This window comes from Plantibacter sp. AC185, from assembly GCF_979258065.1.
In genome coordinates, this window is sequence record NZ_OZ409831.1 from 1,467,942 (window position 1) to 1,487,295 (window position 19,354).

The window sequence follows — 19,354 nt, forward strand, 5'->3', positions numbered from 1 at the left end:
CCCTCGTCTTGCGTCACGGGAGCGGCCCACACGAGCCGGGAACCGCAGCCAACCCGAACGTTCCCTGAATTCTCGACGCTTGTCGGCTGGGCGGCCGACGTCCGCTGACAGACTGCGGACATGACTGATCAGCATGCCAAAGCCGTCCTCCTCAACTCCCTCCACGAGCCGGGTTCCCCGCTCATCGTCACCAACGTCTGGGACGCCATCACCGCGAAGGTCGTCTCCGAAGCCCCCGGCGTCGTCGCCCTCGCCTCGGCGAGCCACTCGGTGTCGAACGTCCGCGGGCTCGAAGACGGCGGCGGCCTCGACGTCGATGAGGCGATCGCCGCCGCGAAGATCATCGTGGGCGCCGTCGACCTGCCGGTGACGATCGACTTCGAGAAGGGCTACGCCTCCGACGCGGCCGGAGTTCGCGAGAACGTCCGCCGCCTCATCGTCGAGTCGGGTGCCGTCGGCATCAACCTCGAGGACTCCGTCGGTGCCGCGAAGGCCCCGCAGTTCCCGATCGAGGAGGCCGCGGCCCGCGTCGCCGCCGCTCGCGCCGGAGCAGAGGATGCGGGCATCCCGCTCGTCATCAACGCCCGGGTCGACACGCTCGCCGGTGACCCCGAGGCGTGGGACGAGGCCGTCGCCCGCGCCAACGCCTACCTCGAGGCCGGTGCGGACGTCGTCTTCTTCCTCGGACTCGGCACGGAGGAGCTCGTCGCCAAGGCGATCGAGCAGGTGCACGGACGCATCTCCGTCATCGGCTACCCCGGCGCGGTCCCGCTCAAGCGCCTCGCCGAACTCGGCGTCTCACGCGTCAGCTTCGGCCCCGGCACGCTCGGCCTGACCCTCGCCGCCCTCCAGCGCGCGGCGACCGGCCTCACCGAGCTCGGCGAGTACCCCGCGGACCTCGGCTTCTCCTTCGAGCTCTGATCCTCGACTGACGACCCGTTCTCAGGAGGATCCGGGCGTGGCGCCGAGCGACCTCGGCGGCGCGCCCGGGGACTCCTGAGACAGGGTCGCGGGTTCCGGTCAGGACGTCAGGAACCAGTACCAGATGATGAGCATCGTGATGAGGAAGCCCGTCAGGAAGTTGAGGCGGAGGAACCGCTTCCAGCCCGCGTTGGCCCGTTCGGCGTCCTCCTCGCGGAGGTTCCAGAACGGCAGCACACTCGCGGCGTAGGGCAGCGCGAGCAGGCCGGCCAGCGGGATGGGCCACGGGGTCACGAGCATGAGCGCACCGCCGGCCAGGTAGGCGACGAAGGCGAACCGGACGGTCGCCGCCGCACCGATCACCGTCGCGATCGAGCCGATCCCGCCCTCCCGGTCGGCGATGATGTCCTGCACCGCACCGAAGGCGTGGCTCGCGATCCCCCAGAGGAAGTAGCCGACGAGCAGCGCCCAGAGCGCGGGGGTGAAGACCGCGCCGGCGAGGACGAGGCCGTAGACCGCCGGGCTCACGAAGTGCGTGCTCGAGGTGAGCGAATCGATGAACGGCCGCTCCTTGAACCGCAGGCCGGGTGCGCTGTATGCGATGAGCGCGAACACGCTGATCGCGAGGACGAGCCACGACAGCGGCGACCCGATGACGACGAGGTAGACGAGGAATGGGACGTTCGTCACGACCGCCGCGAAGATCGTCAACCGGTGCATCCGGCGGTCCAGGACCGCGCCCTCGACGCCGCCCTTGCGCGGGTTCCGCAGGTCGGACTCGTAATCGAAGACGTCGTTGATGCCGTACATCGCGAGGTTGTACGGGATGAGGAAGTACAGCGTCCCGAGCCAGAACGTGAGGTCGAGTTCACGCGTGGTCAGCAGGTACGCCGCTGCGAACGGGTACGCGGTGTTGATCCACGACAGCGGTCGGGAGGACAGCACGAGCTGGCCGAGTCGGTTCATGCCGGGTCCTCCTGGGACGGGGATGGGGAGACGGGAGCAGGGGTTCGGCGCTCGAGGAGCACCCAGAGCGACGGGAGCAGGACGGCCGCGGCGATGGCGTAGGCGAAGTCCTCGAGGGGCGCGATGCCGATGAAGGCGCCGGAGATGAGTGCGGGGTCGTAGCCGACGAGCCCGATGCCGATCATGATGTTGTCGAACAGCGCGGTCATGAGCAGGAGGACGACGAGCCCACCGCCCACCGCGAGCAGCCAGGTGCCCGCCGTCAGACCGGTGGATCGCGGTCCGTTCGCACGGCGTCGATCGAGCCGCACGACCGCGAGCAGGGCGACGACCGCCACGACGGCGAGGAACCATGCGTTCAGGGCCCAGTAGGTCATCGTCCGCTCACCTCGGCGGCGCCGGTCGTCCGGCGGGACACCCGGCCGAGCGTGTGTCGCGCCGCACCGAACAGGTTCATCGTGAGGTAGCAGAGCAGCGTCAGGAAGAAGACCTCCTCGATCGGCAGCTCGGGCGCGACCTGCAGCCCGGTCATGAACGAGGTCTCACCGCGGAAGAAGATGCCGGTGCCGATACCGAGCAGGTCCCACACGAGGAAGAACACGACGCCGATCGGCAGGATGATCGCGGCCCGCCGTCGGTCGGCCCAGAAGAACAGCCGGAACCGCCGATCGAGCATGACCATCCCGGTGATCGAGACGAGCAGCGCCAGCAGGTACAGCAGACCCATCAGCCGGTCGCCTCGGCGCGCGCGCGCAACGGCTCCGCCATCGGGCCGGTGGTGATGTCGCCGCGCATGCGCTTCACGACGAGCTCCGCACTGATGAGGCACATCGGCAGGCCGATGCCCGGGATGGTGGAGCCACCGGTGTAGAACAGGCCGTCGACCTTCTTGCTGACGTTGCCGCTCCGGAACATCGCGCTCTGCGAGAGGATGTGTGCCGGCCCGAGGGCGGTGCCCTTCCAGACGTTGAGGTCGGTCGCGAAGTCGGCCGGTCCGACGTCGCGACGCACCACGATGCGCTCGGCGAGGTCGGGGACGCCGGCCCACTCGGCGATCTGCGCGATGGCGGCGTCGCCGATCTCCGCGACCCGGGCGTCTCCACCGCCACCGATGGACGGATCGGCCGGGACCGGCACCAGGATGAACAGGTTCTCGTGGCCGTCTGGTGCGACGCCCGCATCGGTCGCGCTCGGACGGCAGACGTACAGCGACGCGGGGTCGGGCACGCTCGTCTCCTCGCCGAAGATGCGGCCGAAGTTGTCGCGCCAGTCGGCCGTGAAGAACAGGCTGTGGTGCAGGAGCCCCGGGAGCTCGCCACGGACGCCGAGCATGACGAGCACGGCTCCGGGACCGGCGGTGCGCTTCTCCCAGTACTCGGCCGGGTAGGTCTGGAGTTCGCGGGGAAGCAGCGTCGTCTCGGTGTGGTGCAGGTCGGCGGCGGACACGACGCGGTCGGCGCGGAGCAGCTGCCGACGACCGTCGGCGTCGAGGTAGTTGACGCCGTCGACCCGGGCTCGGCGGCCGGCGGGCATCGTGGTGATGCCGGTGACCTCGGCGCCCGTGATGATCTCCACACCCTCGGCGCGGGCCAGCTCGGCGATCGTCTCGATGATCCGCGAGAAGCCGCCCTGCGGGTAGAGCACGCCGTCCTCGAGGTCGAGGTAGCTCATGAGGTGGTACATGCTCGGCGCTTCGAAGGGCGAGGAGCCGAGGAACACGGCCGGGTAGCCGAGGATCTGCTGCAACCGGACGTCGGAGACGGTGCGCGCGGCCAGGGTGTCGAGGTCCTCCGTGAGGAGCTTCGCGAGCTTCGGCATCCGGGCGAGCACCTCACGGCTCGCGAGCGTCCGGTACGACTCGAACGTCGTGTACAGGAAGCTGCGGATGGCGATCTCGTACGTCTCCTTCGCGCTGCGGAGGTACTCGTCCATCTTCGCGCCGGCACCGGGCTCCACCGACTCGAACAGGGCGAGGTTGCCGGCCCGGTCGGCGGCGAGGTCGAGGTGCCCGTCGCGGCCCTCCGAGTAGACGCGGTACGCCGGGTCGAGTCGCCCGAGGTCGAGCTGCTCGGCGGCAGAGGTGCCGAGGAGGCGGTAGAAGTGGTCGAAGACCTCCGGCATGAGGTACCAGCTCGGGCCGGTGTCGAAGGTGAAGCCGTCCTGCTCCCAGGTGCCGGCGCGGCCGCCGAGCACCTCGCGTCGTTCGAGCAGCGTGACCCGCTGGCCGTCGCGGGCGAGGAGGGCTGCGGTGGCGAGACCGCTGATGCCGCCGCCGATGACGACGGTCCGGTTGTGGGAGGTGGTCATGACTGCGAACTCTCGTCGATCGTCGGGATGGAGGCGGTGGTACCGGTCGTGGCCGGTGTGCGACCGGCGAGCGCGCCGGCGGCGATGCGGAGCTTGACCGGGTCGGGCACCCGGACACGCGTGCGGACGAGCGCCGAGGCCGGCGTCGTCCGGATGCGTCGGGCGAGTTCCGAGAAGAGCTCCTGGGCGAGGGCGACCGCGCGACGGCTCGACTTCGGCAGCCGCCCGAGGACCGCTGCCGAGCGGTCGAGATCGGCTTCGATGTCGTCGAGCAGGCTGTGCTTCTGCGCTTCGGTGAGCTCGTCGACGGCGACACCCGGGAAGTAGCTGCGGCCGAGCTCGTCGTGATCGGCCGAGAGGTCGCGGAGGAAGTTCACCTTCTGGAAGGCGGCACCGAGACTCCTGGCGCCGACGACGAACGCGGCGCGCTGGGCGTCGTCGACCTCGTGGCCGCGCAGGAAGATCCGCAGGCACATGAGCCCGACGACCTCGGCGGAGCCGTACACGTAGTCGCGGAACGTCTCCGGCGTGTGGACGGTGCGCGAGAGGTCCGCGCGCATGGACGCGAAGAACGGACGGGTGAGGTCGGCCTCGATCCCCGCCGACCGCGCCGAGATGGCGAAGGCGTGGACGACGAGGTTGCTGCTGTACCCCGTCTCCATCGCGTCCTCGGTGTCCTGTTCAAGCGCGTCGAGCATGCGGAGGACCCGCTCGGGGTCGAGCCCGGCCGCCGCGGCCACGCCGTCGACGATCTCGTCGGCGATGCGGACGAGCGCATACACGTTCTCGACGTCCTGGCGGATGTCGCCACCCAGCAGTCTGGCCGCCAGTCCGAAGGACGTGGAGTACCGACGGATGACGATGCTGGCGGTCTCCTGCGCGACCCGGTCGTACAGCTGTCGTGCGTCGCCGACCGCCGAGGCGTCGTCGGCCGGTCGCCCGGTCCCGTCCCCTGCTGCGGTCATCGCGACCGCTCGAGCACGGTGGCGACGATCGGGCGGAGCTCGTCGCGGAGCTGCGCCGGGATGCTCGGCGAGGCCAGCTGCTCCCAGGCGCGGTTGGCGTAGTCGCCGGCCAGCAGCGTCGCGTGCTGGCGGGCGCCCGTCGTCGTGAGGACGTCGCGCAGGACGGCGGCCCCCTCCTCGTCGAGGTCCGGGTCGCCGAAGAGGTGCTCGACGGCGTGCCACTCGGGCTGCTCCGCCGCGAACGCCACCATGACCGTCAGCTTGCCCTCGCGGAGGTCGCCGATCGTCGTCTTGCCGGTCGTCTTCGAGTCGCCGAAGACGCCGAGGACGTCGTCGATGATCTGGTAGGCGATACCGATCTGCTGCCCGAACGCTCCGAGCGCGTCGATCGTCGCCTCCGGAGCGCCGGCCAGGACGCCGCCCGACTGCAGGGGCGCCTCGAACGAGTAGTAGGCGGTTTTCAGGCGCTCCATGCGGATGATGTCGTCGACCGTCGGGACGACGCCGCCGACCGTGAAGTCGACGTCGGCGAGCTCGCCGGCCGCGGAGGCGGAGATCGCGTCGTCGAGGATCTCGCGCAGGCGGGTGCGGACCGCGTCGGCGCTCCCGGCCCGGTCGATCAGGCGATAGGACGCGGACAGGGCGAGGTCGCCGGCGATGACGGCGACGGACATGCCGCGGTGCTCGGCGAGCGGCAACGGGATACCCGCGGTCTGTGCGATGTCGCGGTAGCTGCCGGAGACGTTGGGGCTGCCGCGCCGGACGAAGTCGCGGTCGATCACGTCGTCGTGGACGATCAGCGCGGTGTGCAGGAGCTCGTAGGCGGCGGCGACGTGAGCCGCGGCGACGATGTCCGTTCCACCCAGCGCCTCGTAGGCCGTCATGACCATCCGTGGGCGGAACCGCTTGCCGCCGGCCATGCTGCGCTCGATGGTCTCCCAGAGCCGCAGGTAGCCGGCGCCGCCGAACGACACCGCCTGCGTCTTCGCCAGTTCGAGGAAACGCTCGAGGGCATCCTCGACCTGATGCTGTTGTCGATAGGGCGCGTCGACGACGTGGTGGGTCTCCATATCACGAGGCTACTTCACGGAGCGGCGAGATTAGTACGCTAGCTGTCCATTCGCGTTCACCCCGATCGTCGGGGAGAATGGACGCATGTCGGTACCCGAAGAACTCGTCGTCCTGCTCGCCGAGGACGGCACCCGCATCGGCACCACGCCGAAGGCGACCGTCCACACGGTGGAGACGCCGCTCCACCTCGCGTTCTCCTGCCACGTCATCGGGCCCGACGGTCGGATCCTCGTGACCCGGCGCGCTCTCTCGAAGCTCACGTGGCCGGGCGTCTGGACGAACTCGTTCTGCGGACACCCCGGCCCGGACGAGGACAGCGTCGACGCCGTGCTGCGTCGGGCGAGTGCCGAGCTCGGCCTGCCGATCTCCGCGCCGCAACTGGTGCTGCCCGACTTCCGGTATCGCGCCGTCGACGCCTCGGGTGTGGTCGAGTACGAGATCTGCCCGGTCTACGTCGCCTACACGGACGCGACACCCGAGCCGAACCCCGACGAGGTCGTGGAGTGGGCCTGGGCGGAGCCCGAATCGCTCCTGGCGTCCGTCGAGCAGGCGCCCTTCGCGTTCAGCCCGTGGCTGACGCTCCAGCTGCCGCTCGTCGTGCCGCTGCTCGCGGAGTCCACAGCCCGCTGAGTCGCCCGGATCTGCGCGGATCGAGCCGGTTTTCGAACAGATTCAGGCGACTGGGCGAGGTCAGGCGCGGCGGAGCGCGTCCAGGGCCGCGGCAATCCGCTTGTCGCGCGTCGCGTCCGTCTTCGCCAGTGCGACCGGCTCGGCCAGCGCTCGCTGTCGGCTGAACGACAGGGCTCCGTAGGCGGCGAGCGCCTGCTCGTCTCCCGCGAGCGCCGTCTCGAGCTCGGGCGGCAACGGAAACACGCGCGGTGCGTCGTCGACCTCGAGGTCCACGTCGACCTCGTCGCCTCCTGCGACCCCGGCGGCGGCGCGGTTGGCGGCGCTCAATGCGATCAGGTACCGGCCGCCCATCGGCGTGATGGTACTGCGGTAGGTGGTTGCACCGACGGTGACGACGACGGGCACGCGCTTGCCACGATCCAGGCCCTCGACGACGGCGTCGGGGATGAGGATGCCGGTGTTGTTGCCCTGGAGTTCGATGACGGTGCGGAATCTCATGCGCTCAGTATGGCCCGGGGCGGCCTCGCGGTGAAGACCAGGACGAGGGAGCCGGCGACGACCGCGATCCCGAGCACTTGTCCGAGGCTCAGCGCTTCGCCGAGGACCACGAGGCCTGCCAGTACGGCGACGACGGGACTGAGCAGGCCGAGGAAGGACACTGACCCGACGGGCAGCGCGGCGATGCCACGGAACCACAGGGCGTACGCGAGGGCCGTGCCGACGAGGGAGAGGTAGGCGTACCCGCCGATTGCCGCTGCGTCCGGGGCGGCCGACGGAAGTCCCTCGACGACGAGCAGCACCGGCACGAGGACGAGACCGCCGGCGACGAGCTGCCAGGCGGTCAGCGCGAGGCCGGAGACCGGTGCGCCGCTGGCCGCGGTCGGGTCGAGGTCCGGGTTCGTGCGCCGACGCGCGCCGATCCGGCGGCCGACCTCCGGTCTCCCCCACCGCTTGCTCAGCACCGATCCGAGCGACATCGAGACCGCCCCCGCGAGTGCGGCGACGACGCCGACCGCGTCGAGACGCGCGTCGGCCTGCAGCACGATGAGGGCGACGCCAGCCACTCCGGCGAACCCGGCGACGACGCGACGTACGGTCAACGCCTCCCCCACCAGCAGGCTCGCGAGCACGGCGACGAGCACGGGCCCGATCGCCCCCATGGTCGCGGCGACCCCGCCGGGCAGTCGGTAGGCGGCGAGGAAGAGGAACGCGAAGAAGGCGCCGATGTTGAGCGTGCCGAGCACGAGCGACCGCCACCACCAGCCACCGACCGGCAGGGTTCGCGTGATCGCGAGGAGCAGGATGCCCGCGGGCAGCGCCCGGAGCACGGCTGCCAGCAGCGGTCGTCCCGGCGGGAGCAGTTCGCTCGTGACGAGGTAGGTGGTCCCCCAGCTGATCGGGGCGATGGCGGTGACGGCGGCGATACGGATTTGATTGCTAAGCACTGAGTAATAATAGCTCAGCACTAAGCGAATTGCTACGCTGGCTACATGAGCACGCGCGTCGACGACATCCTGAGCCAGTGGCGGACCGAGCGACCCGATCTCGACGTCTCGCCCATGGCCGTCATCGGACGACTGTCGCGAGCGGCGACGGCGGTCGACGCCCGTCTGTCCTCGACCTTCGCCGAGCACGGTCTCGACAGCGCCTCGTTCGACGTGCTCGCCACCCTGCTCCGCGCCGGCTCACCGCACGAACTCGCGCCGAAGGACCTCGCCCACTGGTCGATGGTGACGTCGAGCGCGATCGCCCAGCGCGTGAACAAGCTCGTCGAGCGCGGTCTCGTCACGCGCCGTCCGAGCGAGCAGGACGGGCGCGGCACGGTCGTCGCCCTCACCCCTGCCGGCAAGCGCCTCGTCGAAGCGGCCCTGCCCGATCACCTCGCCGCCGAGGAGCACATCCTCGACGGCTTCTCCACGGCCGAGCGCGAGCAGCTGGCGTCGTTCCTGGAGCGCCTGGCGCGCACCGACCCCTGAGTCTCGCGGTGGAGGGTGGAGGCGGATCCGCTCAGGCGATGCGGCGACCCTCGTTGTGCTCCTGCAGCCACCAGGTCACGCCCTCGTCGTCGGACACCCAGCTCTCCCAGGTGTACGAGTCCTCGGTGATGCCGCTGAAGTTCCATCGGATGAGCTTGTCGTCGTTCCGCGTGCCGTCCTGCCGGATGCCGTCGGAGCGGTGCGGCGTCGCGACGAGCTGGCAGAACTCGCCGCGCCGTGGCTCGACGTAGTTCACCCGCCAGGCGCCCATCAACCGGTCGTAGACGCGGAGAGCCGTACTGACCGTCTCCCAGCCCGACGGTTCCGCGTCGTTCGCGACGAGCTGGACGTCCTGCACGGCCCGCCCCTCGAGGATGTACGACACGATCCAACGGAAGTCGGACTCGACCCACTCGCCACTCTCGTCGTCGAGGCGCTTCGAGTGGACGTCCCAGGACCCGACGAACTGCCCGAACCGGACCATGCGACGCGGGTAGAGCGGCGTCGGCCCGTCGGCGGTGATCGCGCGGGCGAAGTCGGGTCGCTCTGACGTGCTCATGGCGGGGCCTTTCTGCTGGTCCACCTGCCCGCCCGTCGTCGGGACGCCCGCCTCAGTCCTGCGTCAGCGCTGCGTCTCGCCGACGTCGGTCCGGTGGAAGTTCTGGAAGGAACGGGAGGCGGTGGGTCCACGCTGTCCCTGATACCTGGAACTGTACTCGCTCGAACCGTACGGGCGCTCGGCCGGTGACGTGAGCCGGAAGAAGCACATCTGACCGATCTTCATCCCCGGCCAGAGCTTGATCGGCAGCGTGGCGACGTTGCTGAGCTCGAGGGTGACGTGGCCCGTGAAGCCGGGGTCGATGAAGCCGGCGGTGGAGTGCGTGAGGAGCCCGAGACGACCGAGCGAGCTCTTGCCCTCGAGGCGTGCGGCGACGTCGTCCGGGAGGGACACCCGCTCGTACGTGGACCCCAGGACGAACTCGCCGGGGTGCAGGATGAACGGCTCGTTCGGGAGCGTCTCGATGAGGCGCGTCAGCTCCGGCTGATCCTCCGCGGGATCGATGAAGGGGTACTTGTGGTTGTCGAAGAGGCGGAAGAAACGATCGAGGCGGACGTCGATTGACGACGGCTGGATCATCTCCGGCGAGTAGGGGTCGAGCGCGATGCGGGAGGCGTCGAGTTCGGCTTTGATGTCACGGTCCGAGAGCAGCACGGTGACAGTGTATCGGCCGGGAGCCCGAAGCCTCGGGCCGGTGACGACGCCCGGATTCGCTACGATGCTCGCACGGTGACGACCTCCGCGACCCGGCGGAGACGGGTCGCGCCGCCCCAGCGACCTGGAGGCCCGATGACCAGACCGCACGTCCTCGTCCTGCAGCACGTCCCTTGGGAGCGACCTGCGGTGCTCGGCGAGGTGCTGACGGCGTCGGGGATCGACTGGACGCTCGACACCATCGTCGAGCGCCGTGAGCTGCCGCCGGCGCGCGAGATCACGGGGTTCGACGGGCTCGTCCTCCTCGGCGGCCCGATGGGCGCGCTCGACGTGGAGGAGCACCCGGGTCTCGGTCTCGAAGCGCAGCTGGTGCGCGATGCGGCGGTGCTCGGCATCCCGGTGTTCGGGGTCTGTCTCGGGCATCAGCTCATCGCGACGGCCCTCGGAGCCACGCTCCACTCGGCGGCCGCGCATGAAGTGGGTGTCGGTGACGTCGAGCTCCTGACCGAGAGCGAGCTCGGCATGCGTGGCGAGCGCCTGCCGGTGCTGCACTGGCACGGCGACGTCGTCGAGGCTCCCTATGGAGCGACGGTCCTCGCGTCGACGCCGTCGACGCCGAATCAGGCGTTCCGGATCGAGGACCGGGTCTTCGCGACGCAGTTCCACCTCGAGGTCGACCCGCCGATGCTCGATCAGTGGCTCGCGGAGCCGGTCATGCTCCGCGACCTGCCGTTCGTGACGGGGACCGCCGAGGAGGCCGCCGACCGCCTGCGAGCCGAGGTCGCCGCGGTGGCGGGGCCGATGCGGGAGGCCGGCGAGCGGTTGTTCGGGGCCTTCGCCGACGCGGTGCTCCGGCGGACGAGCGTCGACCCGTCGCTGCGGTAGGACTCGGATCGTTCCCGGACGCACCACCCCGGACACAGCGAAGCGGCCGACCCCCGGAGGGACCGACCGCTTCGTGAACTCGAATTCGAGTTAGAGGGCCTTGCGACCCGTGATCGTCCTGATCAAGAACGCGATGATCGCGATCGCGAGCAGCACGAGGCCGACCCACAGCAGGAAGTTGAGGGACTGGACGAACCCACCGGTGATGGCGAGAACGATGGCAACGACGATGACGATGATGAGCAGGATGTTCATGGTGAAGCTCCTTTCGCAGAACTCCGTCCACCGTATGGGGGCCCGACCATTCCGTCCCGGGGGTTGACATCGCTCGAAGTCGTTCCGCTACGCGCGCGGAGCGCCCCCGCGTTGCACACCTCCGCCCTCCTGCGTTTCGGCTTGCGCCAGCGCGGTGCGCTGACGCGAGCGCGGGCCACACGCGTGAGCGCGGGTCTCCAGAGGGTCGCGCCCACGCGCACGGGCCGCACTGAAGCCTGATCCCAGGGGCTCGGACCAGCGCACCGCGCTGGCGCCGACTCAGCACAGCTCGGTCGGCAGCACCGCGCTGACCAGGGATTCCCGAGCTGCGGGTCGCCCCGGCGAGCTCCGCTAGAGGAGGCCCGGCTGGTCGGCGGGGTCGCCGTCGCCGGGCTCGGAGCCCGGGTCGTCGACCGTCGGCGCCGCCATCGGATCATCGCTCTCGGGAGCGTTGTCGGGCAGCGCTCGGGAGATCGCCTCCTGTGCGTCGCCGATCGGGTCGTCCATCTCGTCTCGTGGGTCGCTCATGCTGATTCCTTTCCTCGTGTCCCGACGGTAACGCGGGACGCCTCACAGCCACACCCCCTGGCAGAACGGCCCGGTTCGTCCTAGGAGCCGAGTGCCAGGGCCCGTCAGACCGGTGTCGATGCCGTCGTCGACGCCGCTTCCGCGAGTCGCTTCGCCGCTGCGAGCACGCGCGCACTCGCGAACGGCTCGACCGTCGGCGCCCCGGCCGCGTCGAACACCTCGATCGCTGAGGCGTCCTGATCGGACCGCGACCAGCCCGGCGACCCGTCTCGGACGAACGCCACGACCGCGCCGTGGATCCGATCAGCGAGCTCCTGCGGCGCGTGCGGGCCCGCCACCCGGGTGACGTCCGGGTCGTCGAGCACGTCGAAGATGAACGGGACGTCGAGGCAGTGCTCGGCGATCCCGCTCACCGTCGAGCGCCACCCGAAGTCGGAGACCCAGGTATCGGCGTCGTCCCGCAGCGCCAGCCATCGGATGACGCGCTCCCGGAACATGACGTCGCTCACGAAGCGCCCCGCGACGAGTCCCGTGCGTTCGCCGGGCTGGGTCGCGACGTACGCCTCGGCGAGCGGTTCCGGCACGCCCATCAGTTCCAGGGCACGCGTCGGCGCCACGGCGTCGAACTGGTCTAGCCGACCGGTGAAGAACCCGGCGAACTCCTCTCGGGTCGCGCTGACGAGCAACGGCTTGTCCGCGCCTCGTCCCGCGATCATGCCGGCCTCGACGGTGTCGACGACCAGCTCGCCGTCGACGACCGGGCCGAGACCGAGGCGGCCGTTCATCGTCGTCATCCCGCGGAGTACGGACTCCGGGTCGGTCGCACCGCCGGAGACGACCTCGAAGCCTTGGGCCTCGATCAGCGTGTCCTCCGGGACGCTTGCGAAGCCGGCCAGGGTCGCGGGCACGCCGAGGTGCTCGGCGAGTCGCCCGGTCAGGGCCTGCGCCTCGTGGAGCGGGACGTCGCCGGGGACTCCGGACACGGAGATCGCCCGCTGGAACAGGTGTTGCGCGGACGGCACCGTGAGCAGGGTCATGACGGACCCGCCGCCGGCGGACTGGCCCGCGATCGTGACCCGCCGCGGGTCGCCGCCGAACGCCGCGATGTTGTCACGCACCCACTCGAGCGCGAGGATCCAGTCGAGGACCCCGCGGTTGGCCGGGGCGTCGGGCAGCCAGCCGAAGCCGTCGAAGCCGAGGCGGTAGGACACCGAGACCGTGACGACGCCGTCGCGGTTGAAGGCCCGACCGTCGTACCAGGGGCTCGCGGGCGACCCGGCGATGAAGCCGCCGCCGTGGATCCAGACGAGGACGGGCAGACCGGCGCCCTCGTCGGTCGGATTCGGGTCGGGCGTGAAGACGTTGACGTTGAGCGTCGAGTCGCCGGGGATCGACGGTTCCGGGATGGTCGTGATCTCGGCCAGGGCCTTCCGCTGCGGTGTCGCGCCGTATGCGGTCGCGTCGAGGACGCCGTCCCAGGGCCCCTTGGGCTCGGGGGCCTGGAATCGTCTCGCTCCGGTCGGCGGCTCGGCGAACGGGATGCCGAGGAAGGCGACCGATCCGTCGGCGCGGCGCGTCCCGCGGACCGCTCCCGAGGTCGTCCGTGCGATGGGCTGCTCTGGGCTGGAATCGGTCGTCATCGGCGGATCCTCCGGGTACTCGGCCGCGCGCTCATCCGACGAGCGTCGCGTGGTGATCCGCCCAGTATGCCGTGCCGTCTTCGAATCCCGTTCGATGTTCGGGCTTCACCCAGCCGACCCACCCGATGCGCCAGCGCGGTGCGCTGACCCGAGCGCGCCCCGGAGCCGTGAGCGCGGGTCTCTGGAGACCCGCGCTCACGTCCGATGCACCGCGCTCACGTCAGCGCACCGCGCTGGCCAGCCCGTCGGGTGCGGGGTTGGCGAGCGGGGTTACGCGACGATGGCCGCGCGGAGGGCTGCTGCGGAGGCCGCCGGGTCGTCGGCCGAGTAGATCGCACCACCGGCGACCGCGACCTGCGCGCCCGCCTGCTGCACCGACGCGATCGTCGACACGTTCACGCCACCGGCGACCGAGAACGGCACGGCGGCCGCTTCACCGTCGGACAGGAGCGTCTGGAAGGTGAAGCCCTCCTCCGCCTGCTCATCGAGACCGGCGTGCATCTCGACGAATGCGGCACCGAGAGCGGTGACCTCCTTGGCACGCTGCACCTTGTCGGCGACCCCGATGAGGTCGACGACGACGGACTTGCCGTGCGCCTTCGCGGCCTTCACGGCGCCGACGATCGTGCTGTCACCGGCGGTCCCGAGGACGGTGACGATGTCCGCACCGGCGGAGAAGGCGATGTCGGCTTCGAGCTCACCGGCGTCCATCGTCTTGAGGTCGGCGAACACGATCTTGTCGGGGTGGGCGTCCTTGATCGCGGTGACGGCACGCAGGCCCTCGCTCTTGATGAGGGGCGTGCCGAGCTCGAGGATGTCGACGTAGGGCGCGACCTTCCCGGCGAGTTCGAGGGCTGCCTCGGTGGTGAGGACGTCCATGGCTACCTGGAGCTTCATGTGGTGCTGCTTTCTATCGTGATGGGATGCGGCCGGCGTGCGCCGGGCGCGTGGGAAGGAAGAGGGTGACTACTCGAGGTTCGCGTGGCGCGGCCACAGCTCCTCGGCGCTGACGCCGGCGGACTGCCAGAGCGCATGGAAGAACGCATCGCCGAGCAGCATGACCGCCTGCTCGAAGAGGCTCCCCGAGTACTGCACGGAACGCGTGCCGCCGTGGTCGGTCTTCTGCGCGGCGGGGACGACGATCGTCTCGGCGGCCAACTCGGCGAGCGGGGATGCGGGGTCGGTCGTGATGGCGATCACCTGCGCCCCGACGGAGACGGCCGTGTCCGCAGCGCGCACCACACCCGTCGTCGTACCGGAGCCGCTGGCGACGAGCAGGACGTCACCCGCGACGATGGCGGGCGTCGTCGTCTCGCCGACGACGTGCACGGTGAGCCCGAGGTGCATGAGGCGCATGGCGGTCATCCGGAGTGCGAGACCGGAACGACCGGCACCGGACACGAACACGCGGTCGGCCGTTCGCAGGCGGTCGAGTGCGCCGGCGAAGGGAGCCGGATCGGCCTCCAGCAGGCTCGACACGGTGCGATGCAGCTCAGCGTCGATCGCAGTGAGCGCCCCCTGGACCGTCGAGGTCGCAGGCGTCGTCGACGTGGATGGAGGGACGGAGGCCGTGGGGTTCGACATCCCTCCATCCTGGGCGTGATCGGGTAGGTATGCCGCCGCTCACCCGAACGGTTCCACCTACCCGAACGGGTGGGTGTGGACCGATGGGATAGGGTGCGGACATGATCGAACGCGCTGTCACCTACCCGGTCGAGCTGCTCGACGGCCTGGCCTCCGTCGCGTCGAGCTCGCTGTTGCGCATCGCCGGTGCGTTCCGAGAGGTCCTCGAGCCGGTCGTCGCCCACTCCGCGCTCGTGATCTTCACCGAGGACTGCACCGGCCGCCCCCGGAAGAAGGCCGGCGACCCCGCGATCGTCGAGGGCGTCACGATCGCCGAGCTCGACGCGGTCCGACAGTGCACCCCGCGCGGCCCGGTCACCACGGCACTCGCTGATGCCGGACCACACGCCGACCGGCCCACGTCGGCGGTGATCGCAGGCGCGGAGCGTCCGATCGCGGCGTGGCTGGCCGACACCGGCGCCCTCCTCGTCCTGACCGACCCGCAGGGACCGATCGACGACCGGCTCGTCGGCGCCCTCTGGGAGGTCGTCGCGGCGGGCATCCGCCAGCAGGTCGCGACGGCGGCCCCCGATTACCTCCGCGACTCGCGGGCGGCGTCGAGCGAGCGGGCCGGCGCGATCGCGGAACTGACCGACGCCCATGCGACGACGCTGGAGTCGATCCTCGCCGTCACCCGGTCGCGCCAGACGTCGGCGGAGGACGCCCGAACCGCGGTGACCGAGATCGCCTCGGCCGCCATGGTCGAGCTGCGGGCGGTGTCCGACCGTGACCGCCAGCTGGCCGAGGAACCGGTCGCGCGCGCCTTCGCCAGACTCCGCGAGGACCTCCGCCCCCTGGCCCGCTTCGGCGGCCCCGAGGTCCAGTTCATCGAGCCGCCCGTCGACGGTCGGGCCCTCCCCGGTGAGGTGGCGCACGCCGGACGGGCGATCGTCCGCGGCACGGTCCTCGCGCTCGTCGAGCAGTCGTCGGTCGGGCGGGTCCGGGTGCAGTGGGACTGCGACGGTAGCAACCTGCTCATCGGGATCCGCGACGACGGCCCCGGCGAGTTGACCGTCGACACCCCGAGCGTGCAGCAACTCAGTGCTCGCGTCGCCGCCCTCCGCGGCAGTCTCGATGTACAGGCGACGCCCGGGTGGGGCTCGGAGCTGCACGTGACACTGCCGCTCGACCCGCCGCCCGCAGCCCAGACACGTTCCGACTCGGCGGCCGCCGCGCTCACCGAGCGCGAATGGAGCGTGGCCGAGCTGGCCGCCGGTGGAGCACGGAACCGGGCGATCGCCGAGACCCTCACCATCAGCGAGAACACCGTCAAGTTCCACATCGCGAACGTCCTGCGGAAGCTCGGCGTCGCGAGCCGCGTCGAGCTGGCCGCCGCCTTGGCCGCCGGCCGCTGATCCTGTCCGGGCTCCGTCGCCGCCTACCGCTTCGAGCTCGTACGGCCCCGGTCGCGATCCCGATCGCCGAACCGTCGCGTGATGAGCGCCCACCCGAGGATCCAGCTCCCGAGCGCCGTGACCAACCACACCACCAGCGGTGCGAGCACCCAGGCGAGGACACCGCGGATGTGGAGACCGCCGGGGAGGATCGACGCGATGACGAGCGACACGAGCGTCGTCACGAGTCCGATGCCGCCGAGGATCGCCGAAGCGTAGCGCCGCGCGAGGCGGAGGATGAACGGCCCGAGGACGCCCTGCGCGATCGTGAAGACGACGACGGCGATGATGAAGCCACCGAGCGACAGACGGACGCCGGGCACGACCCAGTCGGCGACGAGCAGCCCGATCGCCGAGGACAGCAGACTGACGGCGATGCTGAGCAGGAAGCGGGTCATGTGCCGACCCTAGCGCCGGGTGTCGGCCGCGTCGAGAGCGCGACTGAGCGGAGGCGGATCGTCGCTTGGCGAACGGCCGGACGACGACATGCCTCCCCTCAGGAGTGCCGGGACGGCTCAGTCGAGGGCGAGCACCCGTCCGGTGCCGACCCCCTCGACGGCACGGACGAACGCCAGGCCGACCACGTCGGACGCGACCGGAGGGAAGCCCGGGAACGCGTCGTGGTAGCCGGTGGCCTCGGCCAGCACCGTGGGGCTGACGGCGTTGATGCGGATGCCGCGCGGGAGTTCCGGGGCGGCACCGATCACGAAGGACTCGACCGCCCCGTTGGCCATCGAGGCCGCAGCACCCGTCGCGATCGGCTCGCGGGCGAGGATGCCCGTCGTGAGCGTGAAGGAGCCGCCGTCCCGGACGAACGGCGTCCCGATCCGCACGACGTCGAGTTGGCTGAGCACCTTGCCGAGGAAGGCCGCGCGGTAGTCGTCGCGCGTCAACTCCTCGACGGGCTTGAACGGGACCGATCCGACGGCGACGATCACCGCGTCGACCTCGCCCACCTCGGCGAACAGCGCCTCGATCGACGCCTCGTCGGTGGTGTCGACGGCAGGCGCCGTCGAGCGCGACACCGCGACCACCTCGTGACGTTCCGCGAGGGCGTCCTGCGCCGCTCGTCCGACATGTCCACTCGCACCGATCAACAGGATTCTCATGCGGGCGACGCTAGCACCGGCTCCCGACGGCGGCATCGTCGATCGACGGCGTCAGTGGGCGTCGTCCATCCCGGTGACGTGGACGGCGTAGCCGTGGCAGCCGGCGAGCTTCCAGTCGTACGGTTGATCGTCGGGGTTCGTCCCCCACCGGGCCAGGAAGGCGGCGTCGGTCGTCTCGCTCATGACCATGCCGAAGAGTGGATCCAGGATCTTCGATCGGTCGTTCGTCCACGCGTACCAGAACCCCTGATCAGCCATGCACTTCGCGATGATCTGCTGCTGTGCCTCCCAGATCCCGTCACTGAGGTACGAGTCGGTGCTGGGCACGATCGAAGCCGGGTCGGTGGTCGCGTCGTACCAACCCTCCGGCGTCTGCGAGTAGTCGACGCCGGACGCCGGCGAGACGGGTTCGCCAGCGTCCGGCGTGGCAGTGGGATCCGCGGGCACCACGGGTTCGACGGGCGGGAGTTCGTCGAGCGACGCTGCGGCCTCGGCGACCGCTTCGAGGGATCGCGCGTCGTCAGCGGCCGCCTGGGCGTTCGACACCCCGATGAACACCCCGCCGGCCGCCACCGCGAGCACCCCGCTCATCGCGATGCCGAGCCCGATCCGTCGACGGAGCGTTCCGGGACTCCGGCGGACGGGTGCCACCTCCTGCGCCGCCTCTGGCCCGTCGTGGATCTCGTTCCCGCTCATACCGTCTCCCCCTGCATCGACGCCGCTGCGTCCCGTTCCGCCGTTAGACGGCCCCCCGGCCACCACCACACGGCGGCTCCGATGAACCCGAGTGCAGCACCCACTCCGATCGCCACACTCATCACCCACCACGGTTCGACACCGGCTCCGTGCGAACTCAGACGGGACACGATGAGCACGCCGGTCGCGCTGACGCGGTACATGATGTCGCCCGCGAGCACGCCGATGAGGACCGCTGCGGGCGCAAGGAGCCCCGCGCCGAGCCATCGACTGCGTCGCCGCAGCGACAGCACGAGCCCCACGACGCCCAGGACCGCGGCGACCGCCACACCGAGCGCGCCCGCCGGCACCTCGACGACGTCGCCGATGACGAGCGCACGGACGATCCGGACGAGGAGGAACAGTGCCGCTCCGGTGACCAGGACGCCACCGGTCATCACGAGGGCTGCGAGGACGTCGCCGGCCCGCCGCATGCCGAGCGGCATCGGATCGACGCCGTGGCCCGAGCGCAACTGCCCGGAGCGCCACGAGAGGTCGTGCGGGATCCCGCGGATGGCCCGCAGCATGATGTCCCGCCGGAGCCGCTGCGGCGTGACGCCCGCTTCCTGGGCCCAGACGGCGTGCTCGTGCAGGTCGGACGCGATCTCGTCGCGGCGCTCCCCGGCGACATCGGGCGAGAGGTCGCGCGTGTACCACCCGCACCAGTTCAGGACCCGGTGGGCTGCCGCGCGGTACTCCGGCGTCCGGATGGCGGTCATGCGATCGCCCCCTGCGTCCACGCCGCACCCGCCGGCCTCGCCGCGGCGGCCTGCTCACCGGCGATCCTCGCGTGCTCCCGATCCCGGGCCGTCGCGCCTTCACCCGTGATCCGGTACAGCCGACGACGAGGACGACCCTCCGCCTCCGCGACCTCCGGGTCCTCCCAGGTCGCCTCGATCAGGCCGGCGTCCGCCATCCGCGACAGGGCCTTGTAGAGCGTGCCGTGCGCGGTGAGGGCGGCGTCCCCGGCTTCGGCGAGCTGCTTCGCGAGGGCGAACCCGTAGAAGCTCCCCTCGGTCGACTGCAACACGGTGCCGACGTCGAGGATGTCGAGCTCGAGCGGGAAGAGCGTGCCGGGTCGTCTGCGTGCCATGGAGCCACTATAGGAAGATAGGTTCCGATACGTCAACTCCGGA

The 19,354-nt window shown here is 70.7% G+C and carries 25 protein-coding genes; 5 read left to right on the top strand and 20 right to left on the bottom strand.

Translation table 11 applies throughout. The features are described from left to right. Positions 1-120: 120 nt before the first annotated feature. Complete coding sequence (locus ACZZZB_RS06910; protein ID WP_463529259.1) at positions 121-921, top strand: isocitrate lyase/PEP mutase family protein; 801 nt, start codon at positions 121-123, stop codon at positions 919-921. Positions 922-1,020: 99 nt separating this feature from the next. Here ACZZZB_RS06910 and ACZZZB_RS06915 read toward each other — a convergent pair whose 3' ends face one another. From ACZZZB_RS06915 to ACZZZB_RS06940, 6 genes are read right to left on the bottom strand one after another with little or no spacing between them, the layout of a single operon-like run. Next, a complete protein-coding gene (locus ACZZZB_RS06915; RefSeq protein WP_079704931.1) occupies positions 1,021-1,887 on the bottom strand; it encodes a prenyltransferase in 867 nt (288 codons plus the stop codon). Further along, positions 1,884-2,264 carry a hypothetical protein gene (locus ACZZZB_RS06920; RefSeq protein WP_079704930.1) on the bottom strand — a complete coding sequence of 127 codons (381 nt, stop codon included), beginning with the start codon at positions 2,262-2,264 and terminating at the stop codon, positions 1,884-1,886. Before ACZZZB_RS06920 ends, ACZZZB_RS06915 begins: the two co-directional genes overlap by 4 nt. Continuing rightward, a complete protein-coding gene (locus ACZZZB_RS06925; protein WP_159877475.1) occupies positions 2,261-2,614 on the bottom strand; it encodes a lycopene cyclase domain-containing protein in 354 nt (117 codons plus the stop codon). The genes ACZZZB_RS06920 and ACZZZB_RS06925 overlap by 4 nt, the downstream gene beginning before the upstream one ends. Then, complete coding sequence (gene crtI, locus ACZZZB_RS06930; RefSeq protein WP_463529260.1) at positions 2,614-4,194, bottom strand: phytoene desaturase family protein; 1,581 nt, start codon at positions 4,192-4,194, stop codon at positions 2,614-2,616. Before crtI ends, ACZZZB_RS06925 begins: the two co-directional genes overlap by 1 nt. Beyond that, on the bottom strand, positions 4,191-5,159 hold the full coding sequence (locus tag ACZZZB_RS06935) for a phytoene/squalene synthase family protein (protein WP_463529261.1): 969 nt from the start codon (positions 5,157-5,159) through the stop codon (positions 4,191-4,193). Before ACZZZB_RS06935 ends, crtI begins: the two co-directional genes overlap by 4 nt. Next, the gene (locus ACZZZB_RS06940; protein WP_124768556.1) at positions 5,156-6,229 is read right to left on the bottom strand and encodes a polyprenyl synthetase family protein; all 1,074 of its coding nucleotides are present in this window, start codon (positions 6,227-6,229) and stop codon (positions 5,156-5,158) included. Before ACZZZB_RS06940 ends, ACZZZB_RS06935 begins: the two co-directional genes overlap by 4 nt. 85 nt (positions 6,230-6,314) lie before the next feature. Between ACZZZB_RS06940 and idi the strand changes: the two genes are divergently transcribed. Further along, on the top strand, positions 6,315-6,860 hold the full coding sequence (gene idi, locus ACZZZB_RS06945; RefSeq protein WP_463529262.1) for an isopentenyl-diphosphate Delta-isomerase: 546 nt from the start codon (positions 6,315-6,317) through the stop codon (positions 6,858-6,860). A gap of 60 nt (positions 6,861-6,920) precedes the next feature. Here idi and ACZZZB_RS06950 read toward each other — a convergent pair whose 3' ends face one another. Then, complete coding sequence (locus tag ACZZZB_RS06950) at positions 6,921-7,358, bottom strand: DUF1905 domain-containing protein (RefSeq protein WP_463529263.1); 438 nt, start codon at positions 7,356-7,358, stop codon at positions 6,921-6,923. After that, entirely contained in the window at positions 7,355-8,305 is a 951-nt protein-coding gene (locus ACZZZB_RS06955) for an EamA family transporter (RefSeq protein WP_463529264.1), read from the bottom strand. Before ACZZZB_RS06955 ends, ACZZZB_RS06950 begins: the two co-directional genes overlap by 4 nt. A gap of 45 nt (positions 8,306-8,350) precedes the next feature. Between ACZZZB_RS06955 and ACZZZB_RS06960 the strand changes: the two genes are divergently transcribed. Beyond that, a complete protein-coding gene (locus ACZZZB_RS06960; protein ID WP_463529265.1) occupies positions 8,351-8,836 on the top strand; it encodes a MarR family winged helix-turn-helix transcriptional regulator in 486 nt (161 codons plus the stop codon). A gap of 31 nt (positions 8,837-8,867) precedes the next feature. Here the strand turns inward: ACZZZB_RS06960 and ACZZZB_RS06965 are convergent, their stop codons facing one another. Together ACZZZB_RS06965 and dcd are read right to left on the bottom strand one after the other, a co-directional pair. Beyond that, positions 8,868-9,395: a hypothetical protein gene (locus ACZZZB_RS06965; protein ID WP_071261813.1), complete on the bottom strand. Its 528-nt coding sequence runs from the start codon at positions 9,393-9,395 to the stop codon at positions 8,868-8,870. Positions 9,396-9,458: 63 nt separating this feature from the next. Continuing rightward, entirely contained in the window at positions 9,459-10,049 is a 591-nt protein-coding gene (dcd, locus tag ACZZZB_RS06970; protein WP_056009122.1) for a dCTP deaminase, read from the bottom strand. Between the two features lie 135 nt (positions 10,050-10,184). Here dcd and ACZZZB_RS06975 point away from each other — a divergent pair, with 135 nt between their 5' ends. Then, on the top strand, positions 10,185-10,934 hold the full coding sequence (locus tag ACZZZB_RS06975) for a type 1 glutamine amidotransferase (RefSeq protein WP_463529266.1): 750 nt from the start codon (positions 10,185-10,187) through the stop codon (positions 10,932-10,934). A gap of 90 nt (positions 10,935-11,024) precedes the next feature. Here the strand turns inward: ACZZZB_RS06975 and ACZZZB_RS06980 are convergent, their stop codons facing one another. From ACZZZB_RS06980 to hxlB, 5 genes are all read right to left on the bottom strand, one after another. Beyond that, positions 11,025-11,189 carry a hypothetical protein gene (locus ACZZZB_RS06980; protein WP_162852292.1) on the bottom strand — a complete coding sequence of 55 codons (165 nt, stop codon included), beginning with the start codon at positions 11,187-11,189 and terminating at the stop codon, positions 11,025-11,027. 351 nt (positions 11,190-11,540) lie between these two features. Beyond that, complete coding sequence (locus ACZZZB_RS06985) at positions 11,541-11,717, bottom strand: hypothetical protein (protein WP_159453388.1); 177 nt, start codon at positions 11,715-11,717, stop codon at positions 11,541-11,543. 104 nt (positions 11,718-11,821) lie between these two features. After that, a complete protein-coding gene (locus ACZZZB_RS06990; RefSeq protein WP_463529267.1) occupies positions 11,822-13,357 on the bottom strand; it encodes a carboxylesterase/lipase family protein in 1,536 nt (511 codons plus the stop codon). A 270-nt stretch (positions 13,358-13,627) separates the two neighbouring features. Further along, positions 13,628-14,254: a 3-hexulose-6-phosphate synthase gene (gene hxlA / locus ACZZZB_RS06995; RefSeq protein WP_085511986.1), complete on the bottom strand. Its 627-nt coding sequence runs from the start codon at positions 14,252-14,254 to the stop codon at positions 13,628-13,630. A gap of 69 nt (positions 14,255-14,323) precedes the next feature. Then, positions 14,324-14,941 (bottom strand): 6-phospho-3-hexuloisomerase, encoded by a 618-nt coding sequence (gene hxlB / locus ACZZZB_RS07000; RefSeq protein WP_463529268.1) that lies wholly within the window; start codon positions 14,939-14,941, stop codon positions 14,324-14,326. Between the two features lie 101 nt (positions 14,942-15,042). On the opposite strand from hxlB, the gene ACZZZB_RS07005 reads away from it, so the two are divergent. Continuing rightward, positions 15,043-16,335, top strand: a complete 1,293-nt coding sequence (locus ACZZZB_RS07005; protein WP_463529269.1) for a helix-turn-helix transcriptional regulator — start codon at positions 15,043-15,045, stop codon at positions 16,333-16,335. Between the two features lie 23 nt (positions 16,336-16,358). On the opposite strand, the gene ACZZZB_RS07010 is transcribed toward ACZZZB_RS07005, so the two are convergent. The 5 genes from ACZZZB_RS07010 to ACZZZB_RS07030 form a co-directional block, all read right to left on the bottom strand. Next, positions 16,359-16,772, bottom strand: coding sequence for a phage holin family protein (locus tag ACZZZB_RS07010; protein WP_229939553.1), 414 nt, complete (start codon positions 16,770-16,772; stop codon positions 16,359-16,361). Between the two features lie 117 nt (positions 16,773-16,889). Next, positions 16,890-17,483 carry a short chain dehydrogenase gene (locus ACZZZB_RS07015; RefSeq protein WP_411557768.1) on the bottom strand — a complete coding sequence of 198 codons (594 nt, stop codon included), beginning with the start codon at positions 17,481-17,483 and terminating at the stop codon, positions 16,890-16,892. Between the two features lie 51 nt (positions 17,484-17,534). Continuing rightward, positions 17,535-18,179 (bottom strand): hypothetical protein, encoded by a 645-nt coding sequence (locus tag ACZZZB_RS07020; protein WP_463529270.1) that lies wholly within the window; start codon positions 18,177-18,179, stop codon positions 17,535-17,537. After that, a complete protein-coding gene (locus tag ACZZZB_RS07025) occupies positions 18,176-18,937 on the bottom strand; it encodes a hypothetical protein (protein WP_463529271.1) in 762 nt (253 codons plus the stop codon). Before ACZZZB_RS07025 ends, ACZZZB_RS07020 begins: the two co-directional genes overlap by 4 nt. Continuing rightward, positions 18,934-19,311 (bottom strand): PadR family transcriptional regulator, encoded by a 378-nt coding sequence (locus ACZZZB_RS07030; protein ID WP_159877445.1) that lies wholly within the window; start codon positions 19,309-19,311, stop codon positions 18,934-18,936. The genes ACZZZB_RS07025 and ACZZZB_RS07030 overlap by 4 nt, the downstream gene beginning before the upstream one ends. Positions 19,312-19,354: the final 43 nt, after the last annotated feature.